Origin of the sequence: Cellulomonas sp. C5510 (assembly GCF_019797765.1) — a bacterium.
Lineage (GTDB): Bacteria > Actinomycetota > Actinomycetes > Actinomycetales > Cellulomonadaceae > Cellulomonas.
The window spans coordinates 790,888-803,069 of sequence record NZ_CP081862.1 but is presented as its reverse complement, the minus strand read 5'-3'; the positions used below and the strand labels follow the sequence as shown (position 1 = coordinate 803,069).

Genomic DNA, 12,182 nt, shown 5'->3' with positions numbered 1-12,182 from the left:
CGTGGAGGCGCGGTGGGAGGACCGTGCAGGTGCACAGGTCAGGCCCCCAGCGGCGTGCCGGGCGCCGGATCCGGTCAGCGGGCGCGCGCCGCCAGCGCCGCCCCGTACAGGTCCCGCTTCGGCACGCCGGCGACCTGGGCCACCTCGGCGACCGCGTCCTTGAGCCGCTCCCCCGCGTCGGCGCGTGCGAGCACCTCGGCCACCAGGTCCGCGGTCGACGCGACCTCCCGCGCGGGCGCCCCCGCGACCACCACGGCGATCTCACCCCGCACCTCGCCGTCCGCCGCCCACTGCGCGAGCGCCCCGAGCCCGTCGCGGACGACCTCCTCGTACGTCTTGGTCAGCTCCCGGCAGACCGCGGCCGGGCGGTCCGCCCCGAACACCGCCGCCATGTCCGCGAGCGTCGCCGCCAGCCGGTGCGGGGCCTCGAAGAACACCATCGTCCGCGGCTCGCGCTCCAGGGCGGTCAGCGCCCTCGACCGCTCCCCGGGCTTGCGCGGCGGGAACCCCTCGAAGCAGAACCGGTCCGTCGGCAGCCCGGACAGCGCGAGCGCGGTGAGCACGGCGCTCGGCCCGGGCGCGGCGGTCACGGTCAGTCCGGCCTCCACCGCGGCCGCGACGACCCGGAAGCCCGGGTCGGACACCGCGGGCATGCCCGCGTCGGTGACCACGAGGACCGTGCCGCCGCCGGCGACGACGTCGAGCAGCTCCGGGGTGGTCGCGGCCTCGTTGTGCTCGTGGTGGCTGACGACGCGCCCCCCGACGGTCACGCCCATGCGCGCGGCGAGCGCCCGCAGCCGCCGGGTGTCCTCCGCGGCGACGACGTCGGCCTCCGCCAGCAGCCGACGCAGCCGCGGGGAGGCGTCCTCGACGTCGCCGATGGGCGTCGCCGCGAGCACGAGCCGGCCGGCGCCGGTGGCAGAGGGGGTCACGGCGCCCAGCCTGCCACCTCCTCGGTGCGCGGACTCCCAGGTGGCGCTGAGCGGCCGCCCCTACGATGGCGGACGTGCCGCAGCCCGACGAGACGCCCGCGCCGCAGGCCGTCCCGCCGGGGCCGGCAGGGGCGCGGCCCCGCGCGTCCGACCGCTGGGACCCGGTGACGACGCCGGAGCCGGAGACCGCCCTCGTCACGGCGGACGCCCACGGCCCCGCGGTCGGGTCCGGCCCGACGGCCCCCGCCGACCCGGCCGCCCCGCCCCCGTCGCGCCGGGCCCACGCCGCCGCCGGCGGCGGGGACGACGCCGCGCTCTCCACCCACGACCGCCTGCTGGTCGCCCTGCTCGGCACCCGGACGCTGCTGCTCGGTGCGACGCGCCGCGCACGCGTGACGGGGTGGCTGTGGCCGCTCGCCGTCACGCTGCTGGGCGGCGTGCTGCGGTTCTGGCGGCTCGGGACGCCCCACGAGCTGGTCTTCGACGAGACCTACTACGTCAAGCAGGCGTACTCGCTGCTCGTGCAGGGCTACGAGGGGACCTGGGGCGACGACGCGAACCCGCTGTTCGCCGCCGGGGACGGCTCGGCGCTGCAGGACCAGGCCGAGTACATCGTCCACCCGATGGTCGCCAAGTGGCTGATGGCCCTCGGGATCCACCTGGGCGGCGGCATCGGGTCGTCGGCCGCGTGGCGGCTCGCGTCCGCGGTCGCGGGCACCCTGGCCGTGCTGATGGTGGCGCGCATCGGCCGGCGGCTGTTCGCGTCGACGGCGCTCGGCACGCTGGCGGGCCTGTTCCTGGCGGTGGACGGCGAGGGCATCGTCCACTCGCGCACCGGGCTGCTGGACGGCTTCCTCATGGTGTTCGCGCTCGCGGCGTTCGGCGCGCTGCTGCTGGACCGCGACCAGGCGCGCCGCCGGCTCGCCGCGCGGACGGCCGCCGTGCTCGACTCCGGCGCGCCCCTCGGTCTCGGCCCGCGGCTCGGGTGGCGCTGGTGGCGGTTCGCGGCGGCCGTGCTGCTGGGCCTGGCGATCGGCACCAAGTGGTCCGGGCTGTACGTCCTGGCCGTCTTCGGCCTGCTGTCCGTCGCGTGGGACGCGACCGCGCGCCGCACCGTCGGGGTGCGCCGCTGGCCGCTGGCCGCCCTGTGGCGCGACGCCGTCCCCGCGGCGCTGGTGATGGTGCCGACGGCGGCGCTCGTCTACGTCGCCACGTGGTGGTCCTGGTTCGCGCACCCCGCGGCGTACCTGCGGCAGTGGGCCGTCGAGCACCCCGGCGAGGGCGTGACCTGGCTCCCGCCGGCGCTGCGGTCGCTGTGGCACTTCCACACGCAGATGTGGGACTTCCACACCCACCTGACCGCCGAGCACGCGTACGCCGCCCACCCGCTGGGGTGGATCGTGCAGTGGCGGCCGACGTCGTTCTACTACCCGGACTCCGTGTCCGGGCTGACCGGTGCGGCCGCGCGCGACGCCTGCGGCGCGGACGCGTGCTCCCAGGCCATCACGTCGCTCGGGAACCCGGTGCTCTGGTGGCTCGGCGCAGTCGCGCTCGTGGTCGCGGTGGTGGTCCTCGTCGTGCGGCGCGACTGGCGCGCCGGCGCCGTGCTGTCGGGCGTCGTCGCGGGGTGGCTGCCGTGGTTCGCCTACGCGCACCGCACGATCTTCACGTTCTACTCGATCGCGTTCGCGCCGTGGGTGGTGCTCGCGCTCGTCTACGTGCTCGGCCTGCTGCTGCACTCCGGGGACGACAGGCGACGCCGCCGGGGGATCGCGACGACGGTCGCCGTGACGCTCGTGGTGCTCGCCGTCAGCGCGTTCTTCTACCCCGTCTGGACGGCGTGGGTCGTGCCGTACGACTTCTGGCACCTGCACATGTGGCTGCGGTCCTGGATCTAGGCGGCCCGGTCCGCTGCCCGGCGGACCCGGCGCGCCCGGGCCGCCCCGCCCCCGTCCGCCTCAGCCGACGTGCCAGTCCACCTGCAGGCTCGGGTACCAGGCGAGGCCCTGCGCGTCCCACCGCGGGCCGTGCGCGGCGACGCGTGCGCGGAAGTCCTCCCAGTCGCGCTGCTCGGGGCGCGTCCACGCCACCTCGGCCACGGCGGCCAGCCGGGGCAGCAGCATCGTCATGAGGTCGTCCAGGCTGCGCAGCGTCTCCGTCCACACCGTCGCCTCCACGCCGATGACCGATCCCTCGGGCAGCCCCGGCACCAGCGCGGTCGGCTCCCAGTCGTAGGCGTCGCGCAGCTCGATGTGGCCGGCCCACTCCAGGCCCAGCGGGGTGTCGGCGTCGTACTTCATGTCCAGGTACGCCTTCGACCCGGGGCTCATGAGCAGCCGGGCACCCGCGCGCGCCGCCGCGACGAACGGCGCGGGATCCATCCGGGTGTCCCAGTACTGCACGACGGTGCCGGGCTCCAGCGGGGTCGTCGCGATCTCCTGCCAGCCGACGACCTGCTTGCCCGCGGCGCGCACGGCGTCGGAGGCCATCGCGACCAGGCGCGCGTACTCGTCGTGCCCCATCGTGAGCACCTCGTCGCCGCCGATGTGCACGTACTCCCCCGGCGTCACGGCCGCGACGTCCCCGAACACGTCCCGCAGGAACGGCTCGGTGGCCGGCAGGTCCGCCGCCAGCTTGCTGAAGCCCACGTCGATCCCCGTGTACGCCTCGGTCGGCACGCCCTCGGGCGTCAGCTCGCCGTAGGCGTGCAGGGCGGCGTTCACGTGCCCCGGCACGTCGATCTCCGGCACGACGCGCACCCCGCGCGCCGCGGCGTACGCGACGAGCGCCTCGTACTCCTCGGTCGTGAAGAAGCCGCCCGGGTCGCCGTCGACGGCGGTGCCGCCCGAGCGCGCCGCGAGCGCCGGGCGGGACGGCAGGTCGAGGCGCCACCCCTGGTCGTCCGACAGGTGCAGGTGCAGCACGTTGAGCTTGTACGCCGCCATCAGGTCGACGACGACGCGCAGATCGTCCGGCCCGAAGAAGTGCCGGGCGACGTCGACCGAGAGCCCGCGCCAGCCGTGCGCGGGCGCGTCCTCCACCACGACCGGGGGCGCCACGAACGTCCCACCCTCCCGGCGGAGCAGCTGGTGCAGGGTCGCGAGCCCGCGCATCAACCCCTCGGCGGACCCGGCGCTGATCTCCACGCGGTCCTGGTCGACGTCCACGCGGTACTCCTCGGTGCCCGGTCCCTCCGCGAGCCGCAGCGCCACGTCGCCGGGTTGCGTGGGCTCGGCGACGTCGCGGTACCGCATCTCCACGGTCGCGCCGGTGACCCGGCTCAGGCCCTCCGCGGCCAGCACGCCGAGCGAGACCTCGGCCGGGGAGACGCCCACGGTGACGGTGGTGCCGGCCGAGACGACGAACGGCGGCCCGTCTCCCACGCGCACCGACCGGGGGGCAGGGACCAGACGCAGGGCGGTGACGGGAGTGGGCACGGGAGTCCTTCCGGACGACGGGACGACGACGGGCGCACTCCTGCCCGGCCCCCGGGACCAGTGTGCCGTCTCGGAGCCACTGCGGGGGACGACGCGCGGGGGCGCACCGACGGGCACGACGGGGCGTGCGACCAGCGCGTCCGCGACCGCCCGCCGTGCCCTGCCACCGACTGCTGGGAGCCGTCTGGTCACGGGCCGGACGCGGCCGGGGCACCACGGCAACGATCCGGTCTCCTTCGGTCCGGGACGCCCCCGCTGCGGGCACCCGGCCCACTACCGTCCAGCCATGCGGGCACCGATCGGCCGAGACGTGACAGGGACCCCGGTGGGGCGCGACCGCCGGGGATCCACCGTGGGACCGCGCGCCACCCGCCCGGCCCGGCGGCCGGCCGGGTGGCGGAAGGGAGCGGCGCGCGGCGCCCTCGGCCTCGCACTCCTGGCGACCCTCGTCGCGGGCTGCAGCGCCGGCGGCGGAGCCGACTCCGGCGGGGCGTCGATGACGGACACCGGCGCGTTCTCCGGCGAGGGCTCCGTCACCGGCGGGGACGACGCGGGCGGGGCCGCTGCCGACCTCGGGGACGGCGCCCCGGCCGACCTCGGCGCGGACGCCGCGGGTCGCCAGGTCGTCACGACCGGTGACGTCGCGCTCACCGCCCCCGACCCGCGCGGCGCAGCCGACGGGGTCGTCGCGCTGGTGGAACGGGCCGGCGGCCGGGTGGACGCGCGCCAGGAGACCTCCGCGCGGGCGGAGGACGGCACCGACGCGTCCGCCAGCCTCACGGTGCGGGTGCCCTCGGACGACGTGAGCGACGTGCTCGACGCGCTGGAGGACCTCGGCGACGTGCAGGAGGTCGATCTCAGGTCCGAGGACGTCACCGCCGCGGCGCAGGACCTCGACGCCCGCATCCGCGCCATGCGGCTGTCGGTCGCCCGCATGGAGGACCTCCTCGCCGGCGCCGCCACGCAGGCGGACGTCATCAGCGCCGAGAACACCCTGACCGAGCGGCAGGCGGCGCTCGAGCAGCTCGAGTCGCAGCGGGCGCGCGTCGCCGAGCAGGTGGCGCTCTCCACCCTGCACGTCATGATCTGGAGCGACGGCGCGCCCGCCCCCACGACGGACGAACGGACCGGGTTCCTCGGCGGGCTGGCGTCCGGGTGGGACGCGCTGGTCGAGGTGCTCGGCGTGGCGCTGCTCGTGCTCGGCGCGCTCGTCCCCTGGCTCGCGGTCGCCGCCCTGGTCGTCGGCGCGGTCGTCGCGGTGCGCCGGGTGCTGCGGCGCCGGCGGGCGCGGCGGGGGCCGGAGGGCGGCCCCGACGAGGAGGCACCCGGGGGCGGCACGGCGGGTCCGCACGAACCGATAGTGGTGGGCGGCGCACGGGACTGACCGCGGTCACCCGCCCGGTGGGGCGGTCGGCCCGGCGGGTCGGGTGCGGCCCGCCGGCCGGGGGCGTCAGGCCGGACGGGAGCCGGGTCAGGCGGGGACGGTCGCCCGCTCGTCCTCCGGGTCGGTGGCCGCCAGCCGCCGGGCGATCACCGCGCACGTCGCGAGCTGGAGCTGGTGGAACACGATCACCGGCAGGGCGACGCCCGCGGCCGCGACCGGCCCGAACAGCACGCTCGCCATGGGCAGGCCGGTCGCGAGGCTCTTCTTGGAGCCGCACATGAGCAGCGCGATGCGGTCGCGGCGCCCGAGGCCGAGCAGCCGCCCTCCGCTCCACGTCGCCAGCAGCATGAGGCCGAGCAGCACCGCGCACACCACGAGCAGCACCGCGAGGACGCCCACGGTGAGGTCGTCCCACACGCCCGACCGCTCGGCCTCGGACACCGAGCCGTACGCGACCAGCAGGATCGTCCCGCGGTCCGTCAGCAGGGTCACGGGCCGGTGCGAGCGCACCCACCCCCCGATCCACGGCTGCAGCACCTGCCCGGCGACGAACGGCAGCAGCAGCTGCAGCAGCGTGGCGCCCGCGGAGCCGCCGACGGGCCCGCCGGCGCGCGACATCAGCAGGCCCACCAGCAGCGGGGTCAGCACGATGCCGAGCACGTTCGACACCGTGGCCCCGGTGATCGCGCCGGCGATGTTGCCGCGGGCGATCGACGTGAACACGACGGAGGACTGGATGGTCGACGGCAGCAGCGACAGGTAGAGCAGCCCGGTCTGCAGGTCGCCCGGCAGCACCGACTCCGGCAGCAGCTGCGCCCCGAGCCCGAGCACCGGGAACAGCAGGTACGTGGAGGCGAGCATCCCGCCCTGGAGCCGCCAGTTGCGCAGCCCCGCCCAGACGTCGCTGGTCGCCATGCGCGCGCCGTACAGGAAGAACAGCAGCACGACGGCACCGGTGGTGACGTGGTCGAGTCCCGTCGCGAACGCCCCGGACGCCGGGGCCAGCAGCCCCAGGACGAACACGGCGACGATCATGACGACGAGGGGGTCCACCCACGTCCGGACGGCGGACCGGACCCGGGACCACCGGCCCGGTCGGGTCGGGGTGGCGTCAGGCACCGGGACATTCTGCCACCGGCAGGTCGGCCGCCCCGTCACGCCGTCAGCCCGCGGGGGTCACGTCGTACGTCAGGTGCGCGAACTGGCCGAACCGCTCGACCGTCCGCAGCCGCAGGCGGTCCGCCCCGACGGCCCGCGGCAGCACCGGGGCGCCGCCGGTGAGCGCGGCCGGCGCGACCGAGAGCTGCACCTCGTCCAGCGCCCCGGCGTCGAGCAGCTGCCCGGCCAGGTCGCCGCCGCCGACGAGCCACGCGTCGCCGTCGCCCGCCGCCTCCTGGATCCGGGGCAGCACCTGCGCCACCGGTCCCCTCACGAACCGCACGTCCGCTCCGGCGGGCACCGGCAGCTCACGGGTCGTGAACACGAACAGGGGCCGTCGGCCGAAGTACCCCGGCCACCGCTCGGGGTGCGTGATCAGGTGCTCGTGCTCGACCACCCACTCGTACGTCGTGGACCCCAGCACCAGCACCGTGATGCCGGCCAGGAACTCCTCCTGGTCGGGCGCCACCGAGTCGTCCACGGCGAACAGCCAGTCGAGGGAGTTCCGCTCGTCGGCGATGTACCCGTTGAGGGTCGTGGCGGTGTTGTAGATCGTCCTCATCGCGCGACCGTAGCGCCGGGGTCCGACACCCCCGGGGGGCAGGGGCGGCGGTCGGAAGCCGAGGGCGCCGGGGGCGCCGGGGGCACGGCGCGGCCGCCGCGCCCCGGCCGCTCCGTGCCGAACGCGGCGACGGAGACGCACGAAGGGCCCGCCATGACGGCGGGCCCTTCGTGTGCTGCTGGTGGAGCTGAGGGGATTCGAACCCCTGACCTTCTCATTGCGAACGAGACGCGCTACCAACTGCGCCACAGCCCCTTGAGCGGTGAACAGCGTAGCACCCGGTGAGGGGTGCTCACGACACCGCCGGCCGCGGCTACTCGCCGGCCGCGCGACGCCGCGCGAGGACGGCGTCCAGGTCGATGGAGCCCGTGGGGACCTCCGGCGCCGCCGGGGCCGGGGCCGCCGCGGCGGACGCGCCCGTGTCCACCGCGGCGGTCGACGCACCGGTCTCGGCCGGTCGCTCCGCCGCCGAGCTCGCGGCGCCCGCGACGGGCCCGTCCGCGGCCGCGGGCGCGAGGTCGCGGTCGGCGACCGGCGTCCGCACCGGTGCCGCGTGCGTCGAACCCTCGACCTCGCCCAGCGGAGCGGGCTCGCGGCGTGGTGCGGGCGCCTTCATCGCGTACGTGGGCCGCGGCACGGCCACCGGGGACCACGTGTCGCCCTCGCGGCCGCCGTCCCGCACGGGCCGTCCGGCAGGCGCCTGGTCGGCACGCACCCGGGTGATGGCCTGGGTGTCGGCCGACGAGGGGTGGACCGCCCGGCCGGCGGCGTGGCTGCGGGCCGGACGGGTCGTGCGGGCGCGGGCGGTCTCGTGCGCCGCGGCGATCCGGCGCTCCCACTCGGCCTCGGCGGCCTGGCCCTGCACGACGGCGTGCCTCCCGAGCCCCAGCACCGTGGCCAGCAGCACGGTCGGCACCAGCCCGGCGAGCACGCCGACGGCGGTCGCCGCGACGACGACCCATCCGGCCGCCGACGCCAGCAGCAGCGCCCCCGCGAGCGCCCCGCGGCGGCGCGCGGCGGCGCCACGGCGTGCCGTCGCCGCGGCGTGGGCGGCCTGGAGCTGCGCGGCGCGGCGGGCGGCGTCGGCGCCGACCCTGTCCTGGGTCCCGTGCGGTCGGTCCACGTCCGTGGCTCCTCTGTCCGTTCCGGCGAGCCGGGTACCCGTGCCCGGGGTGAGCAACCCGGCTCGCTTGTCCACCGGGCCGCAGTCCGGCCGGACACCCCGGGCGACGTCCGCGCGCCGGCGCCGTCCGGACCCCGCGGGGCCGGTCACCGCCAGCACCCGCAACGCGTCGGAGAACCGGTCGTCGGTCCGCGACTCGAGCAGCTGCTGCCGGTGCCGCAGCTTGTGCGGCACCAGGTACGCGATCCACAGGACGACCACCACGAGGGCCGTCGGTCCGGCGAATTCGTACACTCCACGACGGTAGGGGCCGCGCGCGCGGTGCGACCGGACCCCTCGCGGCGTGTCCGCGGGGAAATCACACCGGTGTGATTCCCCGGTCCCGCGCCCGGCCGGTCAGGCGCGCGGCGTCCGCGCCGCGTGCCAGCGCGCGAGCAGCCCGCCGGGGACGTCCTCGGTCGTGAGGGCGAACGTCCGGTGGTCGCACCACCGGCCCTGGATGTGCAGGTAGCGCTCGCGCAGACCCTCGTCCCGGAACCCCAGCTTCTCCACCACGCGCAGCGACGGGCCGTTCTCCGGGCGGATGTTCACCTCGACGCGGTGCAGCCCCAGTCCGGCGAAGCAGTGGTCGGTGGCGAGCGCGACGGCGGTGGGCATGATGCCGCGCCCCGCGACGTGCCGCGCGATCCAGTACCCGATCGACGCGGAGTACAGCGAGCCGTAGGTGATGCCCGAGACCGTCAGCTGCCCGACGAGCTCGCCCTCGTGCTCGACGGCGAACGGCAGCGACGACCCCGAGCGTGCCTGCCGGTCGAGCGTCCGCACGAACTGCGCGAACGTCGGACGACGCCCGCTGAGCGGCTCGGGCGAGGTCGCGTCCCACGGCTCGAGCCACGCGGCGTTGGCAGCCCGCAGCCGCATCCAGGACGCCTCGTCGGCGCGGCGCAGCGTCCGGAGGGCCACGTCGCCGTCGGTCAGCACGACCGGCCAGCCGCGCGGCATCAGCCCTCCAGCACCAGGCAGTGCACGACCTGCCCGGCCACGACGGCGGTGTCCTGCTCGCCGACCACGGCCAGGGCGTTCGCGTGCGCGAGGCCGGTCACCGAGGGCACACCCGGGTCGCCGACCGGCGTCACGCGGTAGCCCTCGCTCGGCGAGCCCACGACGGCGGCGGGGACGAACTGCCGCACCCCCGCCGGCGACTCCCAGCCCACGTCCGCGCGCGCCGCCACCGACGGCCGGAACAGGTCGGTGTGCCCGGCCATCGCACGCAGGGCCGGGCGGACGAAGACCTCGAACGCGACCTGCGCGGCGACCGGGTGGCCGGGCAGCGCGAAGAGCGGCACCGCACCGGCGCCGCCGCCCACCGTCCCGAACCCGTGGCGGAAGCCGGGAGCCATCGCCACCTGGTCGAACCGGACCGTGCCGAGCGGCGCGAGCACGTCGGCGAGGGTGTCGTGCTGCGACTCGGACAGCCCACCGGTCGTCACCACGACGTCCGCGCGCACGAGCTGGTCCTCGAGAGCCTCGCTCAGCACCGCGCGGTCGTCGGTCACGACGCCCACCCGCACCGGCGTCGCACCGGTGTCGCGGACGGCCGCCTCCAGCGCGTGGCCCGCGGCCTCGTAGACGCCGCCGTCGCGCCGGGGCGTCCCCGGCTCTGCCAGCTCGGACCCCGTCGAGACCAGGACCACGCGCGGGGCGGGATGCACCCGCAGGCGTCCCCGGCCGCTCGCCGCGGCGACCGCCAGCTGCCGGGCGCCGAGGCGCGTGCCCGCCGCCAGGACGACCGCTCCCCGCACGGTGTCCGCTCCGACCGGCCGCACGTTCGCACCGGGACCGGGCAGCCGGTGCAGCGCGACCCGCACGGCGCCGCGGTCGGTGTCCTCCGCGGCGACCACCGCGTCCGCGCCCGCGGGCACCGGCCCGCCCGACGCGATCCGCACGGCCTGGCCGGGGGCGAGACGCAGCGCGGCCGGGTCGCCGGCCAGCACGTCGTGGGCGACCGGGAGCACCGGGGCTCCCGCACCGTGCAGGTCGCCGCTCGCGACCGCGTACCCGTCGCACGCCGCGACCGGCCGCGAGGGCACGTCCGCGGGGGCGACGAGGTCCTCGGCGAGGATGCAGCCCGACGCGTCGGAGAGCACGACGTCGAGCGGGGCGACCGGGCCCACCGCGGCCAGCACGGCCGCGAGCTGGTCCTGCACGGATCTCATGCCCGCATTCTGCCCGGCGGGCACGGCGGCGGGCGCGCGCACCGCGCCGGGCGTGCACGTTGGTCCGCCCTCCCGGCCGCCCGGCAGGGCGGACCACCGACGCGCTGTCCGCCGATGGTCCTGCTGCCGACCACGGGCGTTTGCGACACTAGGGGCATGAGCGCCGTCGCCCAGCCGTACCCGCACGTCTCCGACGGCAGCACGGCGACCGAGGTGAAGGACGAGTTCCGGGCCCTCCTGCGGGCGGCCCGGCAGGCCCGGTCGGCCCGGAGGCGCACGGATGCGGCGGACGCGTTCGTCGACGTCGTCGAGACGATCCCCGCCCTGGCCGACGCCCGGTGCGTCGCGGTGTACTCGGCACGTCCCACCGAGCCCGACACCGGCCCGCTGCTCGACTCCCTGGCGGGACGGCAGATCGAGGTGCTGCTGCCCGTGCTCGGCGCGGGGCTGCAGCGCGAGTGGGCGCGCTACGCCGGCCGGCACGACCTGCTGCAGCGCGCTCCCGGACGCCCGCCCGAGCCCTCCACGCCGTCCCTCGGTGCGGAGGCGCTCGCCGAGGCCGACGTCATCATCGCCCCGGCGCTCGCCGTCGACACCACCGGCACCCGCCTCGGTCAGGGCGGCGGCTGGTACGACCGCGCCCTCGCGCACGCGCGCCCCGGCACGCCCGTGATCGCCCTGGTGTTCGCCGAGGAGCTCTACGACGCCGAGGTCCGCCCCCTGCCACGCGAGCCCCACGACCGGACGGTCGACATCGTCGCGACGCCGGAGCGCTGGTACCGCCTGGGGGCGTGACCACGCACCCCGGGGGTGAGCTTGCCGGGGCGCGTATCATTGGCACTCGGACACGGAGAGTGCCAGGCACGCCGCCGACGAGCGCGCGGACGGCAGGCACCTCCCCCACCAGGTCACGTCATCCGCGGGAGACAGCAGTGCCCACCTACTCGTACACCTGCACCGAGTGCGGCCACGCCTTCGACATCCACCAGTCCTTCAGCGACGCGGCGCTCACCGAGTGCCCCAGCTGCGGCGGGCGCCTGCGCAAGGTCTTCTCCGCCGTCGGCGTGGTCTTCAAGGGATCGGGCTTCTACCGGAACGACTCCCGGTCGGGCCGGACGTCGGGCTCGAGCAGCTCGTCGTCGAGCGCCGCGTCGTCGTCGAACGGCTCGTCGTCGTCGAACGGCTCGTCGGGCTCGGGAGGGACGTCCGGGGGGTCGTCGTCCGGCGGGTCGTCGAGCACGTCGACGACCTCCTCGGCGGCCTCGTCCTCCTCCGCGGCGAAGCCCGCCGCCGGCTGAGCCGCCCGGCACCGCCGAGGGGTGGGTGCCCGCCCCTCCACAGGGCGCCCTGCCGCCCGTCGTCCCCAGCCG

11 protein-coding genes, 1 tRNA gene and 1 pseudogene are annotated in these 12,182 nt (G+C 76.9%); 4 read left to right on the top strand and 9 right to left on the bottom strand.

From position 1 onward, the window contains the following. Nucleotides 1–74 precede the first annotated feature (74 nt). Nucleotides 75–932 (bottom strand): 16S rRNA (cytidine(1402)-2'-O)-methyltransferase, encoded by an 858-nt coding sequence (rsmI, locus tag K5O09_RS03640; RefSeq protein WP_255596056.1) that lies wholly within the window; start codon nt 930–932, stop codon nt 75–77. A gap of 65 nt (nt 933–997) precedes the next feature. On the opposite strand from rsmI, the gene K5O09_RS03635 reads away from it, so the two are divergent. Beyond that, nucleotides 998–2,830, top strand: coding sequence for a dolichyl-phosphate-mannose--protein mannosyltransferase (locus tag K5O09_RS03635; protein ID WP_222171497.1), 1,833 nt, complete (start codon nt 998–1,000; stop codon nt 2,828–2,830). Nucleotides 2,831–2,890: 60 nt separating this feature from the next. Here the strand turns inward: K5O09_RS03635 and K5O09_RS03630 are convergent, their stop codons facing one another. Then, nucleotides 2,891–4,369: a family 20 glycosylhydrolase gene (locus tag K5O09_RS03630; RefSeq protein WP_222171496.1), complete on the bottom strand. Its 1,479-nt coding sequence runs from the start codon at nt 4,367–4,369 to the stop codon at nt 2,891–2,893. Between the two features lie 496 nt (nt 4,370–4,865). On the opposite strand from K5O09_RS03630, the gene K5O09_RS03625 reads away from it, so the two are divergent. Beyond that, nucleotides 4,866–5,753 (top strand): DUF4349 domain-containing protein, encoded by an 888-nt coding sequence (locus tag K5O09_RS03625; protein WP_222171495.1) that lies wholly within the window; start codon nt 4,866–4,868, stop codon nt 5,751–5,753. An 87-nt stretch (nt 5,754–5,840) separates the two neighbouring features. Here K5O09_RS03625 and K5O09_RS03620 read toward each other — a convergent pair whose 3' ends face one another. The 6 genes from K5O09_RS03620 to glp form a co-directional block, all read right to left on the bottom strand. Continuing rightward, complete coding sequence (locus tag K5O09_RS03620; RefSeq protein WP_370635516.1) at nt 5,841–6,872, bottom strand: bile acid:sodium symporter family protein; 1,032 nt, start codon at nt 6,870–6,872, stop codon at nt 5,841–5,843. A 43-nt stretch (nt 6,873–6,915) separates the two neighbouring features. Next, nucleotides 6,916–7,473, bottom strand: coding sequence for a dihydrofolate reductase family protein (locus K5O09_RS03615; RefSeq protein ID WP_222171494.1), 558 nt, complete (start codon nt 7,471–7,473; stop codon nt 6,916–6,918). A gap of 179 nt (nt 7,474–7,652) precedes the next feature. Then, a tRNA-Ala gene (locus K5O09_RS03610) sits at nt 7,653–7,728 on the bottom strand. Nucleotides 7,729–7,786: 58 nt separating this feature from the next. Continuing rightward, nucleotides 7,787–8,890 (bottom strand): hypothetical protein, encoded by a 1,104-nt coding sequence (locus tag K5O09_RS03605; protein ID WP_222171493.1) that lies wholly within the window; start codon nt 8,888–8,890, stop codon nt 7,787–7,789. Between the two features lie 102 nt (nt 8,891–8,992). Beyond that, nucleotides 8,993–9,598 carry a GNAT family N-acetyltransferase gene (locus tag K5O09_RS03600; protein WP_222171492.1) on the bottom strand — a complete coding sequence of 202 codons (606 nt, stop codon included), beginning with the start codon at nt 9,596–9,598 and terminating at the stop codon, nt 8,993–8,995. Continuing rightward, complete coding sequence (glp, locus tag K5O09_RS03595) at nt 9,598–10,812, bottom strand: gephyrin-like molybdotransferase Glp (RefSeq protein ID WP_222171491.1); 1,215 nt, start codon at nt 10,810–10,812, stop codon at nt 9,598–9,600. The genes K5O09_RS03600 and glp overlap by 1 nt, the downstream gene beginning before the upstream one ends. A gap of 156 nt (nt 10,813–10,968) precedes the next feature. Between glp and K5O09_RS03590 the strand changes: the two genes are divergently transcribed. Then, the gene (locus tag K5O09_RS03590) at nt 10,969–11,607 is read left to right on the top strand and encodes a 5-formyltetrahydrofolate cyclo-ligase (protein ID WP_222171490.1); all 639 of its coding nucleotides are present in this window, start codon (nt 10,969–10,971) and stop codon (nt 11,605–11,607) included. Then, nucleotides 11,604–11,837: pseudogene (locus K5O09_RS19505) on the top strand (FmdB family zinc ribbon protein); the annotation flags it as partial. The gene K5O09_RS03590 and the pseudogene K5O09_RS19505, both read left to right, overlap by 4 nt. Nucleotides 11,838–11,899: 62 nt before the next feature. Here the strand turns inward: K5O09_RS19505 and K5O09_RS19500 are convergent. Then, on the bottom strand, nt 11,900–12,151 hold the full coding sequence (locus K5O09_RS19500) for a hypothetical protein (RefSeq protein ID WP_370635587.1): 252 nt from the start codon (nt 12,149–12,151) through the stop codon (nt 11,900–11,902). Between the last annotated feature and the right edge of the window lie 31 nt (nt 12,152–12,182).

What these genes read in the sequence shown, in the direction of transcription:
- glp (WP_222171491.1), bottom strand. Translation starts at nt 10,812, where the DNA reads ATGAGATCCGTGCAGGACCAGCTCGCGGCCGTGCTGGCCGCGGTGGGC.
- K5O09_RS03590 (WP_222171490.1), top strand. Translation starts at nt 10,969, where the DNA reads ATGAGCGCCGTCGCCCAGCCGTACCCGCACGTCTCCGACGGCAGCACG.
- K5O09_RS03625 (WP_222171495.1), top strand. Translation starts at nt 4,866, where the DNA reads ATGACGGACACCGGCGCGTTCTCCGGCGAGGGCTCCGTCACCGGCGGG.
- K5O09_RS03635 (WP_222171497.1), top strand. Translation starts at nt 998, where the DNA reads ATGGCGGACGTGCCGCAGCCCGACGAGACGCCCGCGCCGCAGGCCGTC.
- K5O09_RS03615 (WP_222171494.1), bottom strand. Translation starts at nt 7,473, where the DNA reads ATGAGGACGATCTACAACACCGCCACGACCCTCAACGGGTACATCGCC.
- K5O09_RS03600 (WP_222171492.1), bottom strand. Translation starts at nt 9,598, where the DNA reads ATGCCGCGCGGCTGGCCGGTCGTGCTGACCGACGGCGACGTGGCCCTC.